At 66.8% G+C, this 18,680-nt stretch carries 20 protein-coding genes; 7 read left to right on the top strand and 13 right to left on the bottom strand.

The annotated features are described in order from the left end of the window. The first annotated feature begins 40 nt into the window (after positions 1-40). Entirely contained in the window at positions 41-616 is a 576-nt protein-coding gene (locus tag JMT67_RS05000) for a hypothetical protein (RefSeq protein ID WP_201462854.1), read from the top strand. 43 nt (positions 617-659) lie between these two features. Here the strand turns inward: JMT67_RS05000 and metH are convergent, their stop codons facing one another. Genes metH through JMT67_RS04975 form a run of 5 tightly spaced genes read right to left on the bottom strand, consistent with a single transcriptional unit; the run spans position 660 to position 6,823 of the window. Continuing rightward, complete coding sequence (gene metH, locus JMT67_RS04995; protein ID WP_201462853.1) at positions 660-3,326, bottom strand: methionine synthase; 2,667 nt, start codon at positions 3,324-3,326, stop codon at positions 660-662. Further along, the gene (locus tag JMT67_RS04990) at positions 3,326-3,790 is read right to left on the bottom strand and encodes a hypothetical protein (RefSeq protein ID WP_201462852.1); all 465 of its coding nucleotides are present in this window, start codon (positions 3,788-3,790) and stop codon (positions 3,326-3,328) included. Before JMT67_RS04990 ends, metH begins: the two co-directional genes overlap by 1 nt. Then, complete coding sequence (locus tag JMT67_RS04985; RefSeq protein ID WP_201462851.1) at positions 3,790-4,896, bottom strand: homocysteine S-methyltransferase family protein; 1,107 nt, start codon at positions 4,894-4,896, stop codon at positions 3,790-3,792. Before JMT67_RS04985 ends, JMT67_RS04990 begins: the two co-directional genes overlap by 1 nt. Then, complete coding sequence (metF, locus tag JMT67_RS04980; RefSeq protein ID WP_201462850.1) at positions 4,896-5,852, bottom strand: methylenetetrahydrofolate reductase [NAD(P)H]; 957 nt, start codon at positions 5,850-5,852, stop codon at positions 4,896-4,898. The genes JMT67_RS04985 and metF overlap by 1 nt, the downstream gene beginning before the upstream one ends. Next, the gene (locus tag JMT67_RS04975; protein WP_183214761.1) at positions 5,849-6,823 is read right to left on the bottom strand and encodes an ArsR/SmtB family transcription factor; all 975 of its coding nucleotides are present in this window, start codon (positions 6,821-6,823) and stop codon (positions 5,849-5,851) included. Before JMT67_RS04975 ends, metF begins: the two co-directional genes overlap by 4 nt. 117 nt (positions 6,824-6,940) lie before the next feature. On the opposite strand from JMT67_RS04975, the gene JMT67_RS04970 reads away from it, so the two are divergent. After that, on the top strand, positions 6,941-7,345 hold the full coding sequence (locus tag JMT67_RS04970; RefSeq protein ID WP_201462849.1) for an EF-hand domain-containing protein: 405 nt from the start codon (positions 6,941-6,943) through the stop codon (positions 7,343-7,345). Here JMT67_RS04970 and JMT67_RS04965 read toward each other — a convergent pair whose 3' ends face one another. From JMT67_RS04965 to JMT67_RS04945, 5 genes are all read right to left on the bottom strand, one after another. Next, positions 7,346-8,272 carry a 2-hydroxyacid dehydrogenase gene (locus JMT67_RS04965; protein ID WP_201462848.1) on the bottom strand — a complete coding sequence of 309 codons (927 nt, stop codon included), beginning with the start codon at positions 8,270-8,272 and terminating at the stop codon, positions 7,346-7,348. After that, on the bottom strand, positions 8,269-8,601 hold the full coding sequence (locus JMT67_RS04960; RefSeq protein WP_201462847.1) for a DUF5615 family PIN-like protein: 333 nt from the start codon (positions 8,599-8,601) through the stop codon (positions 8,269-8,271). Before JMT67_RS04960 ends, JMT67_RS04965 begins: the two co-directional genes overlap by 4 nt. Then, a complete protein-coding gene (locus JMT67_RS04955) occupies positions 8,598-8,828 on the bottom strand; it encodes a DUF433 domain-containing protein (protein ID WP_054766146.1) in 231 nt (76 codons plus the stop codon). The genes JMT67_RS04960 and JMT67_RS04955 overlap by 4 nt, the downstream gene beginning before the upstream one ends. 24 nt (positions 8,829-8,852) lie before the next feature. Beyond that, positions 8,853-10,520 (bottom strand): energy-dependent translational throttle protein EttA, encoded by a 1,668-nt coding sequence (ettA, locus tag JMT67_RS04950; protein ID WP_182713529.1) that lies wholly within the window; start codon positions 10,518-10,520, stop codon positions 8,853-8,855. 128 nt (positions 10,521-10,648) lie between these two features. Further along, a complete protein-coding gene (locus JMT67_RS04945) occupies positions 10,649-11,404 on the bottom strand; it encodes a tRNA1(Val) (adenine(37)-N6)-methyltransferase (RefSeq protein WP_201462846.1) in 756 nt (251 codons plus the stop codon). A 124-nt stretch (positions 11,405-11,528) separates the two neighbouring features. Between JMT67_RS04945 and JMT67_RS04940 the strand changes: the two genes are divergently transcribed. Next, on the top strand, positions 11,529-12,545 hold the full coding sequence (locus tag JMT67_RS04940; protein WP_407645718.1) for a polyprenyl synthetase family protein: 1,017 nt from the start codon (positions 11,529-11,531) through the stop codon (positions 12,543-12,545). Between the two features lie 4 nt (positions 12,546-12,549). Next, a complete protein-coding gene (locus tag JMT67_RS04935) occupies positions 12,550-13,203 on the top strand; it encodes a squalene/phytoene synthase family protein (RefSeq protein ID WP_201462845.1) in 654 nt (217 codons plus the stop codon). On the opposite strand, the gene trmFO is transcribed toward JMT67_RS04935, so the two are convergent. After that, positions 13,200-14,597, bottom strand: a complete 1,398-nt coding sequence (trmFO, locus tag JMT67_RS04930; protein WP_201462844.1) for a methylenetetrahydrofolate--tRNA-(uracil(54)-C(5))-methyltransferase (FADH(2)-oxidizing) TrmFO — start codon at positions 14,595-14,597, stop codon at positions 13,200-13,202. The genes JMT67_RS04935 and trmFO overlap by 4 nt on opposite strands. 74 nt (positions 14,598-14,671) lie before the next feature. Here trmFO and JMT67_RS04925 point away from each other — a divergent pair, with 74 nt between their 5' ends. Then, positions 14,672-15,490 (top strand): hypothetical protein, encoded by an 819-nt coding sequence (locus tag JMT67_RS04925; protein WP_233455803.1) that lies wholly within the window; start codon positions 14,672-14,674, stop codon positions 15,488-15,490. A 3-nt stretch (positions 15,491-15,493) separates the two neighbouring features. Here JMT67_RS04925 and JMT67_RS04920 read toward each other — a convergent pair whose 3' ends face one another. Together JMT67_RS04920 and JMT67_RS04915 are read right to left on the bottom strand one after the other, a co-directional pair. Continuing rightward, entirely contained in the window at positions 15,494-15,748 is a 255-nt protein-coding gene (locus tag JMT67_RS04920; RefSeq protein WP_197273309.1) for a DUF2164 domain-containing protein, read from the bottom strand. Then, on the bottom strand, positions 15,748-17,634 hold the full coding sequence (locus tag JMT67_RS04915) for an ABC-F family ATP-binding cassette domain-containing protein (protein ID WP_201462842.1): 1,887 nt from the start codon (positions 17,632-17,634) through the stop codon (positions 15,748-15,750). The genes JMT67_RS04920 and JMT67_RS04915 overlap by 1 nt, the downstream gene beginning before the upstream one ends. A 147-nt stretch (positions 17,635-17,781) precedes the next feature. On the opposite strand from JMT67_RS04915, the gene ndk reads away from it, so the two are divergent. Further along, on the top strand, positions 17,782-18,201 hold the full coding sequence (ndk, locus tag JMT67_RS04910; RefSeq protein WP_201462841.1) for a nucleoside-diphosphate kinase: 420 nt from the start codon (positions 17,782-17,784) through the stop codon (positions 18,199-18,201). Positions 18,202-18,460: 259 nt separating this feature from the next. Continuing rightward, a complete protein-coding gene (locus JMT67_RS04905; protein ID WP_008260739.1) occupies positions 18,461-18,661 on the top strand; it encodes a hypothetical protein in 201 nt (66 codons plus the stop codon). Positions 18,662-18,680 lie beyond the last annotated feature (19 nt).

The following is an 18,680-nucleotide window of genomic DNA, read 5'->3' as shown; positions in this document are numbered from 1 at the left end:
CTTGGCTGGGCGCTGGGGCGCCCTCTCGTCTAGGATTGCAATGCTGAAGTTTTCCGCCGCCGCACTCGCCGCGACCCTTTCGCTTTCCACTGCCGCCGCCGCCTTCGCCCAGTCCCAGGACGGGCCGATCGTCACGGGCAATCGCACCGCCGAGACGGCGGAGGCCCTGAAGGTCCGTGAGGCGATCGCCTATTCGCACACGCTGCCGCGCGGGGCGCCGACACAGGATTATCCGCTGGTGGCCTGGTGCGACGCCCTGGTGACGGGGCACGCGGATCTGGGCGACAGCCTGACCAACCGCTCGCCGGAGGATACGGAGCTGGTGCGGCTGGGTCGTCTGGAGGCACAGGATTTCCGCAGCGCCCTGGCGGCGGCGGAGCCGAGGCAGACGGCGGCGACCAAGGCGGCTGCGCAACAGGCGGCGGCTGCGGCCAAGGCCCAGTGGGCGCCGCTTCTGGCGAGCGAGGACGAGGCGGCGCGGAGCCAGTCGTTCGGCCTATTCTACGGCCTGCCGGGCCGGTGCGAACATGCGGCGCGGCGCATCCGGAACAACATCACCACTCCGCCGGCGACTCCGGCCGAAGTGGGGCTTGAGGCGCCGGCGCCCGCAAACTAAGCAGCGGGATCTCGAAGATTAGCAGCGGCGGCCTGGGTCCGGCTCAGGCCGCCGTTTCCCGTTTGGCGGCGTAGGGATCGTAGTTGAGGATGGGGGCCAGCCAGCGTTCGCAGGTGGCCACGTCCCAGCCCTTGCGACGGGCGTAGTCCTCGACCTGGTCCAGGTCGATCTTGCCGACGCCAAAATAGTGGCTGCCGGGATGGCCGAAATAGAGGCCCGAGACCGAGGCCGGGGGCGTCATGGCGAAGCTTTCCGTCAGGGCCATGCCGGCGTTGGTTTCGGCCTGAAGCAGGCGGAACAGGGTGGCTTTTTCCGTATGGTCCGGCTGGGCCGGATAGCCGGGCGCGGGGCGGATGCCCTGGTACTGTTCGGCGATCAGATCGTCGACGCTGGTCGCCTCGTCGGCAGCGTAACCCCACAGCTGGGTGCGGACTTCCTTGTGCAGCCGTTCGGCGAAGGCCTCGGCCAGGCGGTCGGCCAGGGCGGTGGCGAGGATGGCGGAATAGTCGTCGCCCGCCTCCTTGAAGCGTTTGGCGATCTCCAGCTCGCCATGGCCGGCCGTGACGGCGAAGGCGCCGATATAGTCCTGGTCGTCGTCGGCGATGAAGTCGGACAGGGCGAGGTTCGGCTTGCCGTTCGACTTCTTGATCTGCTGACGCAGGGTGTGGAAGCGGGCGATCTCGGCGTCGCGCGCCTCGTCGGCGAAGACGATGATGTCGTCGCCGGCGGCGCGGGCGGGCCAGAAGCCGACCACGCCCTTGGCGGTAAACCACTTCTCGTCGATGATTCGCTTCAGCATGGCTTGCGCGTCGGCGAACAGATCCCGGGCGGCCTGGCCGACGATCTCGTCGTCAAGGATCAGCGGATAGCGGCCGATCAGCTCCCAACTGGCGAAGAATGGGGTCCAGTCGATGTGGTCGGCGAGGTCCTGAAGATCCCAGGACTCGAAGGCTCGTACGCCGATGAAGCCGGGCTTGCCGGGGCGGGGCTGATCGGGGTCGAGCTTGAAGCGGTTCTCGCGCGCCTGATCCAGGCTGGCGCGGGCCTTGACCTCCTGGCCCCGGGCGTACTGTTCCCGAATGCGGATGTATTCGTCGCGGGTGGCGGCTTCGTTCCTGGCCCTTTCGGTGGGCGACAGCAGGCCTGAGACCACGCTGACGGCGCGCGAGGCGTCGACGACATAGGTTGTCGAGCCCCGGCGATAGGCCGGCTCGATCTTGACCGCCGTATGGGTGCGGCTGGTGGTGGCGCCGCCGATCAGCAGAGGAATATCGAAACCGCGCCGCTCCATCTCAGCGGCGACGAAGACCATCTCGTCCAGCGACGGGGTGATCAGGCCGGACAGGCCGATGATGTCGACGTTATGGGCCTTGGCCTCGTCCAGGATCCGGTCGGCCGGGACCATGACGCCCAGGTCGATGACCTCGTAATTATTGCACTGGAGCACGACGCCGACGATGTTCTTGCCGATGTCGTGGACGTCGCCCTTGACCGTGGCCATCAGGATGCGGCCGGCCTGTTCGCGCGGCTTGCCGGCCTTTTCAGCTTCCATATAGGGCTCGAGCCAGGCCACGGCCTGTTTCATCACCCGGGCGGATTTGACCACCTGGGGCAGGAACATCTTGCCCGAGCCGAACAGGTCCCCGACCACATTCATCCCGTCCATCAGCGGACCTTCGATGACGTGCAGCGGCCGTTCGGCGGCGAGACGCGCCTCCTCGGTGTCGGCCTCGATGAACTCGGTGATGCCGTGGACCAGGGCGTGCTCGATCCGCTTGCCGACCGGCTGTTCGCGCCAACTGAGATCGACGACGCGGGCCTGACCCTTTTCGCCCTTGTAGCGGGGCGCCATGTCGACCAGTCGCTCGGTGTTCGAGACATTGGTCCGCTGCGGCCGGTTCAGAATGACGTCCTCGACCGCCTCGCGCAGCTCGGGGTCGATGTCGTCATAGACCGGCAGGTCGCCGGCGTTGACGATGCCCATGTCCATGCCGGCGTTGATGGCGTGGTACAGAAAGACGCTATGGATGGCCCGGCGCACCGGCTCATTGCCGCGGAAGCTGAACGAGACGTTCGAGACGCCGCCCGAGATGCGGGCGTAGGGCAGGGTGGATTTGATGACCTTGACCGCCTCGATGAAGTCGACGGCGTAGTTGTCGTGCTCCTCGATCCCCGTCGCTACCGCGAAGATGTTGGGATCGAAGATGATGTCCTCGGGCGGGAAGCCGACCTCGTTGACCAGGATGTTATAGGCGCGGGTGCAGATCTCGATCTTGCGGGCGGCGGTGTCGGCCTGTCCCACCTCATCGAAGGCCATGACCACGACGGCGGCGCCGTAGCGCAGGCATTTGACGGCCTGTTCGCGGAACTCAGCCTCGCCCGCCTTCATGCTGATCGAGTTGACGATGGGCTTGCCCTGGACGCACTTCAGGCCCGCCTCGATCACCTCCCATTTGGAGCTGTCGATCATCACCGGCACACGGGCGATGTCGGGCTCGGCCGCGATCAGGTTGAGGAAGGTCCGCATGGCGACGGCGCCGTCCAGCAGGCCCTCGTCCATATTGATGTCGATGATCTGGGCGCCGGCCTCGACCTGTTGCCGGGCGACGTCGAGCGCGGCCGAGTAGTCGCCCTCGACGATCAGCTTGCGGAATTTGGCCGAGCCGGTGACGTTGGTTCGTTCGCCGACGTTGATGAAGGTAGGGCGCATCAGCCGAGTGCTTCCTGCCAGCCTGTGATGGGATAGGAATGCACTTTTCGTGGCCCCGCCTTGATCAACCGTTGTCCTGTCTCGCCTTGTCCGATCCAGAAGAATTCGTTTAGGCCCCTCGTCGTCAACATCACTGCAAAGGCAGGCATTAGGCTCGACTTCATCGTCACGTATCGAACCCGGCCATCACGGCAGGCGTCCAAGACGGCGAGTACCCAACGGGCGTTGGCGGAAGTCATCGGAATTTCATCTTCACCGGCGCTGCCAAGAGAAAACGATAAGTCCGTCTCGGATGCGCTTACTTCAAGTCGGGGGTGTCTACGGTCGACTGGGTTGGTCCAGATGAGGATTGCATCATGTGAGCGACGAAAGCGTGCTCGAAAACCAGTATCAAGGCTGGAAACAAACTGTTCGAGTTCGTCAGAAAACGCTTTGAAATCCTCTCGAGAAATCTCCACCTTCATCACGCCACCATCTCGAAGGGTTCGAGCCCCGACAGCCGTAAGGCCACGGGGCGTTCCGGGATGGCGCGCGGCTTCAGCGGCGCGACTTCTTCGGCGACGTGCCTGATGTGGTCCGGCGTGGTGCCGCAGCAGCCGCCGACGATGTTGACCAAGCCGGAGGCGGCCCATTCCTCGATAAAGTGGGCGGTCTCGTGCGGCTCCTCGTCGTACTGGCCCATGGCGTTGGGCAGGCCGGCGTTGGGATAGGCGGCGACCAGGGTGTCGGCGACGCGGCTCAGTTCGGCGATGAAGGGCCGCATCAGGTCGGCGCCCAGGGCGCAGTTGAAGCCGACGGCGAAGGGCTTGGCGTGGCGCACGCTGTTCCAGAAGGCCTCGGCGGTCTGGCCCGACAGGGTGCGGCCCGAGCGGTCGGTGATGGTGCCCGAAATCCAGATGGGCAGGGCGTCCATGCCCTCGTCCTCCAGATCCTTGATCGCCTTGATCGCCGCCTTGCAGTTCAGCGTGTCGGTGATGGTCTCGATCAGATAGAGATCGACGCCGCCCTCGTTCAGCGCCTTCACCTGATGGCGATAGGCCTCATAGACCTGATCGAAGGTCACGCTGCGGGCGCCGGGGTCGTTCACGTCGGACGACATGGACAGCATCTTGTTCAGCGGACCGATGGAGCCGGCGGCGAAGCGCGGCTTGTGCGGCTCCTTCTCGGTCCAGCAGTCGGCAGCGGCGCGGGCCAGTTTGGCGCCTTCCAGATTGATGTCCCACACCGCCTGGGCGTCCAGGGCGTAATCCTCCTGGGCGATGGTGGTGCCGGAGAAGGTGTTGGTCTCGGAGATGTCGGCGCCGGCGGCGTAATACTGGTCGTGCAGGTCCGAGATGATGTCGGGCCGGGTGATGCAGAGGATGTCGTTGTTCCCCTTCATCTGCTGCGCCTCGTCATAGCCGTTGGCGGCGACGAAACGGTCGGCCCGGAAGTCGGCTTCAGACAGGCCGCGACGCTGGATCATCACGCCCCAGCTGCCGTCGAGGACCAGGATGCGTTCCTTGGCCGCCGCATGCAGGGCGGCGATCCTTTCGGCCCGAGTCAGGGGGCGGGTGAGGGGAGAGGTCATTACGCCACAGCCTGTGTTTCACGCACGCCCAGCACGCGGCAGATCGCATAGACCAGATCGGCGCGGTTCAGGGTGTAGAAGTGGAAGTCGGAGAAGCCTTCCTCGTGCAGACGCGCACAGGTCTCGGCGGCGACGGAGGCGGCCAGCAGTTTGCGGGTCTCCGGGTCGTCGTCAAGCCCGTCGAAATGCGCTTGGAGCCAGTCGGGGATGCTCGTCCCGCAGGCGCCGGACATGCGCTGGAGGCCGGCGAAGTTGGACACGGGCATGACGCCGGGGATCAGGGGAATGGTCACGCCCGCCGCCCGCACCCGGTCGCGGAAACGCAGGAAGGCGTCGATATCGAAGAAGAACTGGCTGATGGCCCGGGTGGCGCCGGCGTCCACCTTGGCCTTGAGCACCTCGATGTCGTGATCGATGGAGGGGCTCTCGGGGTGTTTCTCGGGATAGGCGCCGACCGTGACGTCGAAGCCGCCGATCCGGCTGATGGCGGCGGTCAATTCGGTGGCGTTGGCGTAGCCGTCGGCGCGGGGCTGATAGACGCCGCCGATGCCGCCGCCGCCGGGCGGATCGCCGCGCAGGGCGACGATGTGATCGACGCCGATGGCCTTATAGCCGGCGATCACCTCGTCCACCTCGTCGCGACTGGCGTCGACGCAGGTCAGGTGGGCGGCGGGACGTAAAGCCGTCTCGGCGATGATCCTTTGCACGGTCCGGTGGGTGCGTTCACGCGTCGAACCACCCGCTCCATAGGTGACGGAGACGAAGGCGGGGTTCAGCGGCTCAAGCCGGCGGATCGCCTTCCACAGATTGACCTCGGCCTCGTCAGTCTTGGGCGGAAAGAACTCGAAGGAGACCCGAACCGTTTCGCGGTTCGACCCAGCGCGCGCGACGGGACCAAGGGGCGAGAGCAGCAGGGCGCGCGCTTCCGCCAGATTGGTGGAGGAACCGGTCATCATGCGCTCTTTCTGCCTTGGGCGGCGGCCGGCGCCGCCCTGCGCTCCGCCGTCCAGATCGTCACGGTCAGCCCTTCGTTATCGGGGGGCAGGGCGATGGGCGCAGAGGGAGCCAGGCCGTTCTCGACCAGCCAGTCGGTGATTTCGGCGTCGGCGAAGCCCAAGCGGCGGTGCTGATGCGCCTCACGCATATGTTCGAAGTCGTGGGGTGCGAAATCCACGATGACCAGCCGCCCGCCCGGGCAGACCAGACGCGCCGCCTCAGCCACGGCGGCGGACGGGTCGGCGAGATAGTGTAGGACCTGATGCACGATCACCAGATCGGCGCTGCCGGCGGGCAGACGGGTGGCGAAGATGTCGCCGTGACGCAGTTCGACCTTGCTCAGTCCGGCCTTGGAGACGTTGGCGCGGGCGATGTTGAGCATGTTCTGGCTCAGATCCAGCCCGACCGACATCTTGGCCTTCTTGCCGAACAGGGTCAGCATACGTCCCGAGCCGGTGCCCAGGTCGACGACGCGCTTGAACGGACCGGGCCCCACCGCCCTTTCCAGTGCGGCTTCCACGGCGCTTTCGCTGACATAGAGGGAGCGCAGTCGGTCCCATTGCGGCGCAATCTGTTCGAAATAGCTTTCGGCCGCCTGCTGTCGGTCCTTCTGCACCTCGCTCAGTCGCCGATGGTCGGCCTCTCCGGCGTCGTCGGCCAGAATGTCCAGTACGGTGTCGATCAGCCGCCGCGCATGGGGATCGTGCGACAGGCGGTAATAGACGCGGGCGCCGTCGGGAAACCGCTCGATCAGCCCGGAATCGGTCATCAGCTTCAGGTGACGGGAGACGCGGGGCTGGCTCTGGTCCAGAATGCGCGACATCTCCATGACCGACAGCTCTTCACTGGCCAGCAGAGACAGGATGCGCAGGCGGGTGGGTTCGCCGGCGGCGCGAAGCGCTTCGACAGTCTGATCGGCGTTCAGGCTCATATGATCATATAAAGATATCTTTATATGATTTGGCAAGCAGAAACCTTGTCGCAAAGGCCGCGACGGGAAGGCTTCCGTTCGCCGTTGAAGGACATGCAATCCCTTTGGAGTGGTTCCATGCGCAGCCTTCTGATCTCAACCTTCGCCCTCCTCATCGCCGGACCGGCCCTGGCGCAGAGCGATTTTCCGGAGCCGCCGATGGGCGGGGGGCAGATGTCCAGTCCGCCGCGGATGGGCGGGATGCGTCCGCCGGAGCGCGAGACCCTCGCTGACATGAAGGCGAGGATGGGCGCGATGTTCGACCGTATCGACGCCAACCATGACGGCGCGGTCAACGCCTCGGAGCTGGCCGCCTCGCCGGGCGGTCGGATGCTGAGCCGCGCCGATGCGGATGGGAACGGACTCATCACCAAGGCCGAGATGGAGGCCGGCGCCGAAGCCATGTTCAAGACCATGGACAAGAACGGCGACGGCGTCGTCACGGCCGATGAACGTCCGCAGCGTCCGCAACGCCCGAACTGATCACTCGACCGGCGTCTTCAGCGGCTGGCCCGCGAAATGCGCCTGAAGATTCTGCATCAGCAGCATCAGCATGCCCTGCACCCCGGCGGTCGTCGCGCCGGCGGTGTGGGGCGTCAGGACGAGGTTCGGAACATCGGCCCAGCGTGAAGGCTCGGTCGGCTCCTCCATGAAGACGTCCAGGGCCGCCTGGCCCAGGGCGCCGGACTTCAGCATGTCGATCAGGGCGTCCTCGTCGATCAACTGGCCGCGCGCGACATTGACCAGCAGGCCGTCCGGCCCCAAGGCCTGAAGCACCTCGCGTGAGATCAGGCCGCGATTGGTTTCATCGGCCTTGCAGGCGACGACCAGGATGTCGCTGGCCTCGGCCAGGGCCGACAGGCTGTCGGCCCGGGGCCATTCGGCGTCCTTGGGGCGAGGGCCCCACCAGCTCACATCCATGCGGAACGTCTCGGCGCGCCAGGCCACGGCCGCGCCTATGGCGCCCAGGCCGACGACGCCCAGTTTCTGGCCGCCGAGCGAGGGGGTGATGCTGCGGGTCTCGGCGGTCCAGCCGCCCGACCGGACCTGACGATCGCCCGAGACGATCTGCCGACGCGCGGCCAGGACCAGGCCCAGGGCGTGGTCGGCCACGTCTTCATGGTTGACCCCCGGCGCATGGGTGACGGGCAGGCCGCGTTCACGACACCAGTCGATGTCGATCCCGTCATAGCCCGAGGTGAAACAGGCGATCAGATCGAGGGCGGGGAGGCGTTCGATCAGCCCCTTGTCCAGCGGCGCCTCGCCGGCGACGATCAGGGCGCGGATGTCGTGGGCGGCCTCGATCGGCGGACCTTCCCAGAAGCGGTAGACGTCATAGACGCTCTCGAGGATGGCCGAGAGCGGGGCGAGATGCCGTTGCATGATCAGGACGGCGGGGCGCTGGGTCATGGCCGGACCTCGATCAAATGGAGGCCGTCGAGGAGGCCTTGTTCGATCCTGGCCCATCGAGGTTCAAGCCATTCGATCAGAACACGCCGGGTCGCGTTGCCAAGACGAAGCCAGACGATCTGAGGCCCTAGCCGGCGGTCCGCCGCCCAGATGGCGAAGTCCCGATCCTTGGTGATGATGACGCGCGATTCCGCTCGGGCCAAATCCCAGATGTCCTGGTCACGCGCATGTACCGCCAGAAGCGTGGAAACATGGTCGGCCGCGTGCCCATTAGCTCTCAGCCAATCGGCAAGAGCGATAGGCAGCTGGGCGTCCACGATGAATTTCACGCGGCGATCACGCCAGTGTCGCCGATGCTTGCGGCCGCATAGGCAAGGCTGGCCCGAATGTCGTCAGCTTCCAGGTAGGGAAAGTCCGCGAGGACTTCCTCCGGGCTCGCGCCACCGGCCAGCATGTCCAGAACGTCCTGCACGCGAATTCGCATGCCTCGAATGCACGGACGGCCCCCGCACTGGCTGGGATCAATGGTGATGCGGGACAGAAGATCGTCGCTCATGTCCCGCATCCTATCACAGATCAATCAGCGCCCGAACTTCTGGTGTTGCAGGCGCTTGGGAATGATGCTGTCGGCGCCCAGGCGGCGCATCTTGTCCTGTTCGTAGGCCTCGAAGTTCCCTTCGAACCATTCCACATGGCCGTCGCCTTCAAAGGCGAGGATGTGGGTGGCCAGACGGTCCAGGAACCAGCGGTCGTGGGAGATGACCACGGCGCAGCCGGCGAACTCCTCCAGAGCCTCCTCGAGGTTCTGCAGGGTCTCGATATCCAGGTCGTTGGTCGGCTCGTCGAGCAGGATCAGATTGCCGCCGGCAGCCAGGGTCTTGGCCAGGTGGACGCGGTTGCGCTCACCGCCCGACAACTGGCCGACCTTCTTCTGCTGGTCGCCGCCCTTGAAGTTGAAGCTGCCGACATAGGCGCGGGTGTTGATCTCGCGCTTGCCGACCATCATCACGTCGGTGCCGCCGGAGATGGCCTGCCAGATGGTTTCGTCCGGCTTCAGGTCGTCGCGCGACTGGTCGACATAGGCCAGCTTCACCGTCTCCCCGACCCGGATCGAGCCGCCGTCCGGCTTTTCCTGACCTGTGATCAGCTTGAACATGGTCGACTTGCCGGCGCCGTTGGGGCCGATGACGCCGACGATGCCGTTGGGCGGCAGCTTGAAGGTCAGGTTGTCGAACAGCAGCTTGTCGCCATAGGACTTCTGCAGGCCCTCGACCTCCAGCACCACATTGCCGAGGCGCGGGCCGGGCGGGATCTGGATATGGGCGTGGGTCTGGGCCCCGCGCATATTCTCCTGCTCCTCGACCATCCGCTCGTAGGCGGCCAGACGGGCCTTGGACTTGGCCTGACGGGCCTTGGCGCCCGAACGGACCCATTCCAGTTCGCGGGTGAGGGCGCGCTGGCGGGCTTCGGATTCCGACTGCTCCTGCACGACGCGCTTCTGCTTGGCTTCCAGCCAGGAGGAATAGTTGCCCTCGTGCGGGTGGCCCTTGCCGCGGTCCAGCTCCAGGGTCCACTTGGTGACCTGGTCCAGGAAGTAGCGGTCGTGGGTGACCAGGATGACGCAGCCCGGGAAGTTCTCCAGGTGGTGCTGCAGCCAGGCGACGGATTCGGCGTCCAGGTGGTTGGTCGGTTCGTCCATCAGCAGCATGTCGGGCTTGGACAGCAGCAGGCGGGCGAGGGCGACGCGGCGCTTCTCACCGCCGGACAGGTTGGTGACTTCCCAGTCGTCGGGCGGGCAGCGCAGGGCGCCCATGGCCATCTCGATCCGGCTGTCGATGTCCCAGACGTCGGCGGCGTCGATCTTCTCCTGGAGGCTGGTCATCTCCTCCATCAGCTCGTCGGTGTAGTTCTCGCCCAGTTCGGCGGCGACGGCGTTGAAGCGGTTGACCCACTGCTTCTCCTCGCACCAGGCCTCGACGTTCTCGCGAACGTTCAGGGCGGGATCGAGCTGGGGCTCCTGCTCCAGATAGCCGCGCTTGATTCCGTCGGCGGCGCGGGCCTCGCCGGAGAACTCGGTGTCCAGGCCGGCCATGATCTTCAGCAGGGTGGACTTACCCGAGCCGTTGACCCCGACCACGCCGATCTTGGCGTCGTTGTAGAAGCTGAGCCAGATGTTCTCGAAGATCTTGCGGCCGCCGGGGAAGGTCTTGGTCAGACCCTGCATCTGGAAAATATATTGCTGCGCCATGAGGTGCGATTTCGCCCTTGGGGTTTCGTCGAATGGGGGAGGTTGCCGCGGATGTAGCGATCCTGAGGCGCGAGAGCAAATAAGGCGAGTATCGGCGGGTCGGGCGCCCTGTCTCGGGACGGGGCCTCTCACCAGTCCAGAGCGGCTTCGCCTCTCAGAAGGGCCTCGGATTCGGGCGTGTGTTTGGCGCCCGACCGGTCGTGCAGCACCAGCGGCGGCAGGAGGCGCAACGGCGCCTTGCCGGTCTTGATCGCCCGGACCAGCACCCGTTTGGCCGGTTCCTCGGCGAAGGGCTGAATCGGTCGAATGGCGAAGGACCCGGCCTTGTCTCCCAGCAGGGCCAGCAGATCGGCCAGGCGGTCGGCGCGGTGGATGATCACGATCCGGCCGCCCTCGCGCACCGCTTTCAGCAGCAGGCCGGTCCAGGCCGCCAGGCCGTCCTCGGCCATCCAGGCGCCCTGTTTGCCAGGGGCCGGCGCGCGCAGGGCGCCCGGGTCGTCGAAGAAGGGGGGATTGGATACGGCCCAGTCGAAGGCCGGCAGCTCCAGGGGGCGGAAGCCCGCCGCCACTTCGCCGTCGATGACGGTCATACGGTCCGTGAAACCGTTCAGCGCCGCATTCTGACGCGCCAGATCGGCGGCGAGCGAATCGCGCTCCAGCCCCGTCAGGAAAGCCCCATCATGACGGGCGGCGATCTGCATCAGGACCGCCCCCGCGCCGCAGCCGGCTTCGAACAGCCGCTCGCCCGGCCGTGGCGCGACGGCGGCAGCCAAAAGGGCGGCGTCCATGCCGGCGCGATAACCCCGCGCGGGCTGTCGCAAACGCACGCGCCCGCCCAGCAGGGCGTTCTCGACGACTTCCGGCGCGGCGGGAACGCTGTCCAAGCCTCAATCTCCTTGACCCTCCGGGGGGTGATCACCATTGTGCGCGCCATCGCGATCCGGCAAGCGGACGCGGTCGGAATTAGCTGCGCGGCGGACGTTGCGCGACCTGCGAAAGAGTATCCCCTTGGACCTCGCCCCTGCCGTGTTTCCCCGTCCGAAGGGGGATGTGAACGCCCTCGTCCGGCTGGCCGGAACCGATATGGCTGAGGTGGACGCCCTGATCATCGACAGGATGCAGTCGGATGTGCCGATCATCCCAAGACTGGCCGAACATCTAGTCTCGGCGGGGGGCAAGCGGCTGCGGCCCCTGCTCACAGTCGCCGCCGCCAGGGCCACGGGCGCGCAAGGGGACATTCTGTCGCCCAAGAAGCTGGCGGCGGCGGTGGAGTTCATCCACACAGCCACCCTGCTGCACGACGACATCGTGGATGCGTCGGAGCTGCGTCGAGGCAAGGTCGCCGCTCATCTGATCTGGGGCGCGCCCACCAGCGTCCTCGTCGGCGACTTCCTGTTCGCGCGCGCCTTCGAACTGATGGTCGAAACGGATTCGATGCGGGCTCTGGGCATTCTGGCCGAGGCCTCGCGCGTGATCTCGGAAGGCGAGGTGCTGCAGCTGACCCGCGCCCACGCCCTGAACCTGGACCAGGCCACCTATCTTCAGATCATCTCGGCCAAGACCGCCGAACTGTTCGCCGCCGCCGCCGAGGCGGGGGCCGTGGGCGCCGGGGCGTCGGTCGAAGCGGTCAAGGCCCTGCGCGACTACGGCATGGCCCTGGGCATCGCCTTCCAGCTGGCCGATGACGCCCTGGATTACGGCGCGACCGCCGAGGCCCTGGGCAAGAACGCCGGCGACGACTTCAACGAGGGCAAGGCCACCCTGCCGCTGCTGCTGGCCGTGGCCCGCACTCGGGGCCGCGAGGACGCCTTCTGGGAGCGGACCGTGACCAAGGGCGAACGCACACCCGAGGACTTCGCCCGAGCCCGCGAACTGGTCATCGGCTCGGGCGCCATCGGCGCGACCCTGGACCTGGCCGGCGACTACGCCGATCAGGCCAAGGCCGCCCTGTCGGTCCTGCCGGCCTCCGACTGGCGCGCGGCCCTGGAAGACCTGGCCGATTTCGCCGTTTCGCGTGCCGCCTGAACCTGTGAATGAACCCGATCCGACGGCGACGGTCGCGGCGAGTCTGGACGCCCAGGTCCGCGCCGCCGATCTGGACCGCTGGCTGTCCAGCCGCCTGGTCGCCGACGCGCGCGCCCGCGCCGACCTGATCACCCTCTACGCCTTCGAGGCCGAGCTGATGGCCATACCCACGCGGGTGACCCAGCCGCTTCTGGCCGAGATGCGCTACACCTGGTGGGCCGAGCAGCTGGACGGGGTCTTCGCCGGGATCCCCCGCAAGGGTCACCCGGTGCTGGAGGCCCTGACCGATCTGGTCGCCCGCCACGGCCTGGACCGCGCCCCCTTCGACGCCCTGATCGAGGCTCATATCGGCCGCGTCCACGGCGAGCCCCACGACCTGGACGCCTTCTACGTCGGCCCGATGCAGACGGCGGTTCATGTGCTGGCCGGTCCGGGCCACGCGGACAAGGTGGTCGAGGCGGGTCGGGGGCGGGGGCTGGCGCAGGTCGGGCGGACGGAGGAGGCGAGGGCGGCGCGTCCTGAGGCCAATGCGGCCTTGAAGAGCCTGCCCGCCGAAGCCTTCCCGGCCGTGGCCTCGGCCGCCCTGACGACGCCCGATCAGCCGGAGCCGCTCAAGCGTTTGCGACTGCTCTGGGCGACGGTCCGCGGACGGGTTTAGCCCGCGTCCCGCCACGCCTTCAGGCTCGCCATCGCACGAAGGCTCTGCAGCCGCTTCTTGGCCCGTCCGCGTTCCTTGGGATGGATGCGCTTGCCGTCTTCATCGACCTTGGGGGCCTCCAGCGGGGGCAGCAGGCCGTAGTTGATGTTCATCGGCTGGAACTTCGAGCCTTCCAGATGGCCCCCGGTGATGTGTTCGACCAGGGCGCCCATGGCGGTCTCGGGCGGGGGCGGCGACAGGTCGCGGCCCAGAGCTTGCGCCGCGGCGAGGCGGCCGGTCAGCAGGCCCATGGCGGCGCTCTCGACATAGCCCTCGACCCCCGTGACCTGGCCGGCGAAGCGCAGCCGGGGCATGGCCTTGAGCCGCAGCTGCTTGTCCAGCAGCTGGGGGCTGTTCAGATAGGTGTTGCGGTGCAGGCCGCCCAGACGCGCGAACTGGGCTTTCTGCAAGCCGGGGATCATGCGGAAGACCTCCGCCTGCGCCCCATGCTTCAGCTTGGTCTGGAAACCGACCATGTTGAACAGGGTGCCCAGCGCATTGTCCTGACGCAGCTGGACGATGGCGTGGGGCTTGACCGTCGGGTCGCGCGGATTGGTCAGGCCGACGGGCTTCATCGGCCCGTGTCGCAGGGTCTCGCGCCCCCGCTCGGCCATGACCTCGATCGGCAGACAGCCGTCGAAATAGGGGACGTGCTCCCAGTCCTTGAACTCGGCCTTGGGGCCGTTCAGCAGGGCGTCGATGAAGGCCTCGTACTGGTCCTTGTCCATCGGACAGTTGACGTAGGCGGCCGCGTCTCCGCCGGGACCTTCCTTGTCATAGCGCGACTGCCGCCAGGCGATGTCGAAGTCGATCGAGTCAGCGTGGACGATGGGGGCGATGGCGTCGAAGAAGCTCAGGCTCTCCTCGCCCGTCGCCTTCAGGATGGCGTCGGCCAGGGCGGGCGAGGTCAGGGGGCCGGTGGCGACAATCACATTGTCCCAATCCTCAGGCGGCAGGCCGACGATCTCCTCACGCACGACGGTGATCAGAGGGTGGGCCTCCAGCTTCGCCGTGACCGCCTGGGAAAAGCCGTCGCGATCCACCGCCAGGGCGCCGCCCGCCGGCACCTGATGGGCGTCGCCGCATGCCATGATGACCGAGTCCAGCGCGCGCATCTCGGCGTGCAGCAGACCGACCGCATTGTACTCCCAATCATCCGAGCGGAAGGAGTTGGAGCAGACCAGTTCGGCCAGTCCGTCCGTCTGGTGGGCGTCGGTCTTCACGCCGGGCACGCCGCGCATCTCGTGCAGGATGACGGGCACGCCGGCCTGAGCGATCTGCCAGGCGGCTTCCGAGCCGGCCAGGCCGCCGCCGATGACGTGAACAGGGGAAGGAGATGTGGGGGAAGCGTTCATCGCGGCCTTCTAGCGGCCGTCTGGCGTGATGTCATGATCCCCTGCTATGTCGCGGCGGGGATGAGGGGGTGCGCGTGAACCGTCACAGACAGTTGCCGTTAGGCGAGACCCTGAAGGCCGCCTTCGCAAAGCTGCCGCTGGCCTGGCGGGGCGCGTGGGGCGCGATCCTGGTCTGCGCCGTCGTTTGGAGCGTCGCCGGGTGGAGCGCCCATGCGGTTGAAGCCTCGTGGGCGATGATCGGGCGGGGTGTCGGCCAGATCGCCGGCCTCGTCGCCGGCTTGGCCCTGGCGGGCGGCCTGACGCGGATTGCGGTCAGCGCCGATCTGGATGAGGCGCGGCGACGCGGACTGGGTCCGGCCGGTCTTCAGTTCGGATGGCCGGAACTGCGGTTGCTGGGCGCCGCCCTGCTGTGCGCGGTCTTCATGGCCATGATCCTGTCGGTTGCGGCCCTGCTGCTTCTGGCCCTGTTCGGAATGGCGGGGCTGGACGCTGAGGCGATCAACCAGCGGAACTGGGCTGCGGTCGGTCCGGTGTGGAAGCTGGTGCTGCTCGCGGTCGTGACCCTGCTGGTGGCCAATGGGGTTCTGGTGATGGCCGTGCGGCTGTCCTTGTTCGCCCCGGCCACCCTGGGGCGCGGGCATATGGTCTCGCTGAACAGCATGGGCGTCGCCCAGGGCAGTTTCTGGCCCCTGCTGGGCGGGCTGATCGTGGTCGGCCTGCCCAAGCTGGTCCTGATCGGGCTCTCCGCTGCGGGCTTGCTGTCCGACGCCGCCAGGGACGTGGCATCCGCCCTGGTCCTGTCGGGGCTGGAGGCGCCCTTGGCCGCCGTCTTCCTGGGCGAAGCCTATCAGCGGCTGGAATATTGGGCTCCGGACGCGCGCGATCCGGGCTGACGCCTAACGGATCGAAACTGAGCGTTCCAGGCCATACAGGGCCTCGACCACGTCCTCCGCCTTCTGCTGGACCAACTGCTGGGCGTCCTGAACGCCGCGATTGTAGAAGATCGCGCCGATTTCCTTGCCGATGAAGTCCAGCAACATCTCGGCCGGCAGTTGAGCCAGCTCCTGCTCCAGCTCGTCGCGGAAATAGGCGCGCAGCCTGGCCGTGGCGGCCGCGCGCTGATCCTTGGACAGTTGAACGGGCTTGATCATCACGCCACCTCGGCCAGCGCCTCTTCCGCCGCGATCCAGGCGGTTTCAGCGGCGTCCAGATCGGCCTGGGTCTTGGCGCGGGCGCGGCCCAGGCTTTCCAGCTTTTTCGAGTTATTGGCGGCTGCCGCAGCGGCGAGGTCGGTGTCGATACGGGCCAGGTCGGCGGTCAGGCGCGCCATCTCCTCTTCCGCCTTCTTCACCGCATGGCGCAGGGTAGAGGGGGAGGGGCCTGACTTCTTCTTCTCCGCCTTGGGCGCAGCGACAGGCGCCGCTTCGGCCACGGGCTCGGGCTTGAGCTGACTGGGCTTCATCCCGGCTTGTTTGGCGCGGTCGAGCACGAACTTGGCGTAGTCGTCCATGTCGCCTTCGAACGGCTTCACCGTGCCGTCGGCGGCCAGCCACAGCCGGTCGGCGACCAGCTCCATCAGCGATCGGTCGTGGGTGATCAGGATCACGGCGCCCGTGTACTGGTTCAGGGCGTCCAGCAGGGCGCGGCGGCTGTCGATGTCCAGGTGGTTGGTCGGTTCGTCGAGGATCAGGATGTGGGGCGCATCCATGGCCACCAGGTTCAGCAGAAGACGCGCGCGCTCGCCCCCGGACAGGGCCCCCACCTTGGTGTCCTGCTTCTGGAAGGGCAGGCCGAACTGGGCCAGGCGGCTGCGGCGGCTGCTTTCCGAGGCTTCGGGCATGGCGCGCAGGATGATCTGCAACGGCGTGTCCTCGGGATCCATCGCTTCGATCTGGTGCTGGTGGAACCAGCCGACCCGCATCTTGCCGTCGCGGTGGAACTCGCCGGCGTCGACGGTCAGGGCCTTGGCGATCAACTTGGCGAAGGTGGACTTGCCGGCGCCGTTGACGCCCAAGAGGCCGATGCGGTCGTCCAGGTCCATCCGCAGGTTCAGGTTCCGCAGGATCGGCTTGCCCGGCTCATAGCCGACGCTGGCCTTCTCCAGACGGATCAGGGGCGGGGGCAGGGGGCGCTCCGGCGAAGGCAGGACGAAGGGGGCGACCCGTTCTTCGGGCGGCAGCTCGATCCGCTCCATCTTCTCCAGCTTCTTGACGCGCGACTGGGCCTGGGTGGCCTTGGAGGCCTTGGCCTTGAAGCGGTCGATGAACTTCTGAAGGTGGGCGCGCTCGGCGTCCTGCTTGGATTTGGTGGCCTCCATCAGCCGCAGCTTTTCGGCCCGGGTGCGCTCGAAGGTGTCGTAGTTGCCGGTGTAGAGCTCCAGCTTGCGGTTCGAGAGCTGCAGGATATGGGTGCAGACCGAGTTCAGCAGATCGCGGTCGTGCGAGATCATCAGGGCCGTGTGCGGGTATTTCTTCAGCCGCGCCTCCAGCCACAAGGCGCCTTCCAGATCGAGGTAGTTGGTCGGTTCGTCCAGCAGCAGCATGTCCGGCTCGGCGAACAGGGCGGCGGCCAAGGCCACGCGCATCCGCCAACCGCCCGAGAAATGCGACATGGGCCTCTGGATGTCTTCCTGGCTGAAGCCCAGGCCGACCAGGATTTCCGAGGCGCGCGCCGGGGCGCTCTCGGCATCGATCTCGATTAGCCGGCCCCAGATTTCGCCCATCTCCTCGGGATCGGCGGTTTCCAGCCGCGTCATCAGCTCGTGGCGCTCGACGTCGGCCTCAAGGATGGTCTCCAGCACGCTGACGGGGGTGGCGGGGTGTTCCTGATCCACCGAGGCGATGCGGGCGGTCTTGGGCAGGCTGATCTCGTCGCCGTTGGCGGCCAGTTCGCCCAGGATCACCTTGAACAGGGTCGATTTGCCGATGCCGTTTCGGCCGACCAGACCCACCTTGGAGCCGGGCGGCAGGCTGACCGAGGCGTCGTCCAGAAACTGGCGGCCCCAGGCGTTCAGGGTCAGGTTGTTGATCTGGAGCATGTGGGCGGTCGAAATCTGAAATCGTCCGAAGGCCGCCTATCGCCGGGCGAGGGGCCGTCAGACATGAAAAAAGGGACAGTTGGAAACTCGGGAGGTCGTCGCTATAAGCCCGCGACACTCAATCTCCCAAACAAGAAGTCACTCTCCATGACCGAACGCACCTTCTCGATCATCAAGCCCGACGCCACGCGCCGCAACCTGACCGGCGCGATCAACGCCGTGATCGAAGGCGCCGGCCTGCGCATCGTGGCCCAGCGCCGCGTCAAGCTGTCGACCGACCAGGCCAAGAAGTTCTACGAAGTCCACGCCGAGCGCCCCTTCTACGGCGAACTGGTCGAGCAGATGACCGCCGAGCCGGTGGTCGTCCAGGTTCTGGAAGGCGAGAACGCCGTGGCCAAGTACCGTGAAGTCATGGGCGCCACCAACCCGGAACAGGCCGCCGAAGGCACGATCCGCAAGCAATTCGCCCTGTCGATCGGGGAGAACTCGGTCCACGGCTCGGACAGCCTGGACAACGCCAAGATCGAAATCGCCCAGTTCTTCACCGAAGACCAGATCGTCGGCTGAGCGCTCAAGTCGCGAGGGACCGCGTCCCGAGCGTAGCGCGAAGTCAGCGCTCAAGTCGCGAGGGACCGCGTCCCGAGCGTAGCGCGAAGTCAGCGCTCAAGCCGCGAGGGACCGCGTCCCGAGCGTAGCGCGAAGTCAGCGCTCAAGCCGCGAGGGACCGCGTCCCGAGCGTAGCGCGAAGAGACAGGGGCCCGCGTCCGGAACCGGACGCGGGCCTTTTCGTTGGGTCAACATCATCTCATCCCCCCGGAGAAGACCTATGAAAACCCTGCTGAAACTGACCCCCGTCATCGGCGCCGTGGCCCTGCTGGCCGCTTGCGGCCAGACCATGGAACAACGCGCCGCCACCGGCGCCCTGGGCGGCGCCGTCGCCGGTCAGGTGGTCGGCGGCAACACCGGCTCAACTGTCGCCGGCGCCGCCATCGGCGCCGTCGCCGGCGCCGCGACCACGCCGAAGTAAGGCTTTTCGCCTTCGGTTG

It is taken from the genome of Brevundimonas aurantiaca (assembly GCF_904830995.1).
GTDB classification, from domain to species: domain Bacteria; phylum Pseudomonadota; class Alphaproteobacteria; order Caulobacterales; family Caulobacteraceae; genus Brevundimonas; species Brevundimonas aurantiaca.
The sequence above is the reverse complement of the archived record's forward strand: the minus strand, read 5'-3'. Positions and strand labels throughout refer to the sequence as shown.

Excerpts from the sequence above, each read along its gene's own strand:
- JMT67_RS05000 (WP_201462854.1), top strand. The coding sequence starts at position 41 with ATGCTGAAGTTTTCCGCCGCCGCACTCGCCGCGACCCTTTCGCTTTCC.
- metH (WP_201462853.1), bottom strand. The coding sequence starts at position 3,326 with ATGCGCCCTACCTTCATCAACGTCGGCGAACGAACCAACGTCACCGGC.
- JMT67_RS04990 (WP_201462852.1), bottom strand. The coding sequence starts at position 3,790 with ATGAAGGTGGAGATTTCTCGAGAGGATTTCAAAGCGTTTTCTGACGAA.
- JMT67_RS04985 (WP_201462851.1), bottom strand. The coding sequence starts at position 4,896 with ATGACCTCTCCCCTCACCCGCCCCCTGACTCGGGCCGAAAGGATCGCC.
- metF (WP_201462850.1), bottom strand. The coding sequence starts at position 5,852 with ATGATGACCGGTTCCTCCACCAATCTGGCGGAAGCGCGCGCCCTGCTG.
- JMT67_RS04975 (WP_183214761.1), bottom strand. The coding sequence starts at position 6,823 with ATGAGCCTGAACGCCGATCAGACTGTCGAAGCGCTTCGCGCCGCCGGC.
- JMT67_RS04970 (WP_201462849.1), top strand. The coding sequence starts at position 6,941 with ATGCGCAGCCTTCTGATCTCAACCTTCGCCCTCCTCATCGCCGGACCG.
- JMT67_RS04965 (WP_201462848.1), bottom strand. The coding sequence starts at position 8,272 with ATGACCCAGCGCCCCGCCGTCCTGATCATGCAACGGCATCTCGCCCCG.
- JMT67_RS04955 (WP_054766146.1), bottom strand. The coding sequence starts at position 8,828 with ATGAGCGACGATCTTCTGTCCCGCATCACCATTGATCCCAGCCAGTGC.
- ettA (WP_182713529.1), bottom strand. The coding sequence starts at position 10,520 with ATGGCGCAGCAATATATTTTCCAGATGCAGGGTCTGACCAAGACCTTC.
- trmFO (WP_201462844.1), bottom strand. The coding sequence starts at position 14,597 with ATGAACGCTTCCCCCACATCTCCTTCCCCTGTTCACGTCATCGGCGGC.
- JMT67_RS04920 (WP_197273309.1), bottom strand. The coding sequence starts at position 15,748 with ATGATCAAGCCCGTTCAACTGTCCAAGGATCAGCGCGCGGCCGCCACG.
- JMT67_RS04915 (WP_201462842.1), bottom strand. The coding sequence starts at position 17,634 with ATGCTCCAGATCAACAACCTGACCCTGAACGCCTGGGGCCGCCAGTTT.
- ndk (WP_201462841.1), top strand. The coding sequence starts at position 17,782 with ATGACCGAACGCACCTTCTCGATCATCAAGCCCGACGCCACGCGCCGC.
- JMT67_RS04905 (WP_008260739.1), top strand. The coding sequence starts at position 18,461 with ATGAAAACCCTGCTGAAACTGACCCCCGTCATCGGCGCCGTGGCCCTG.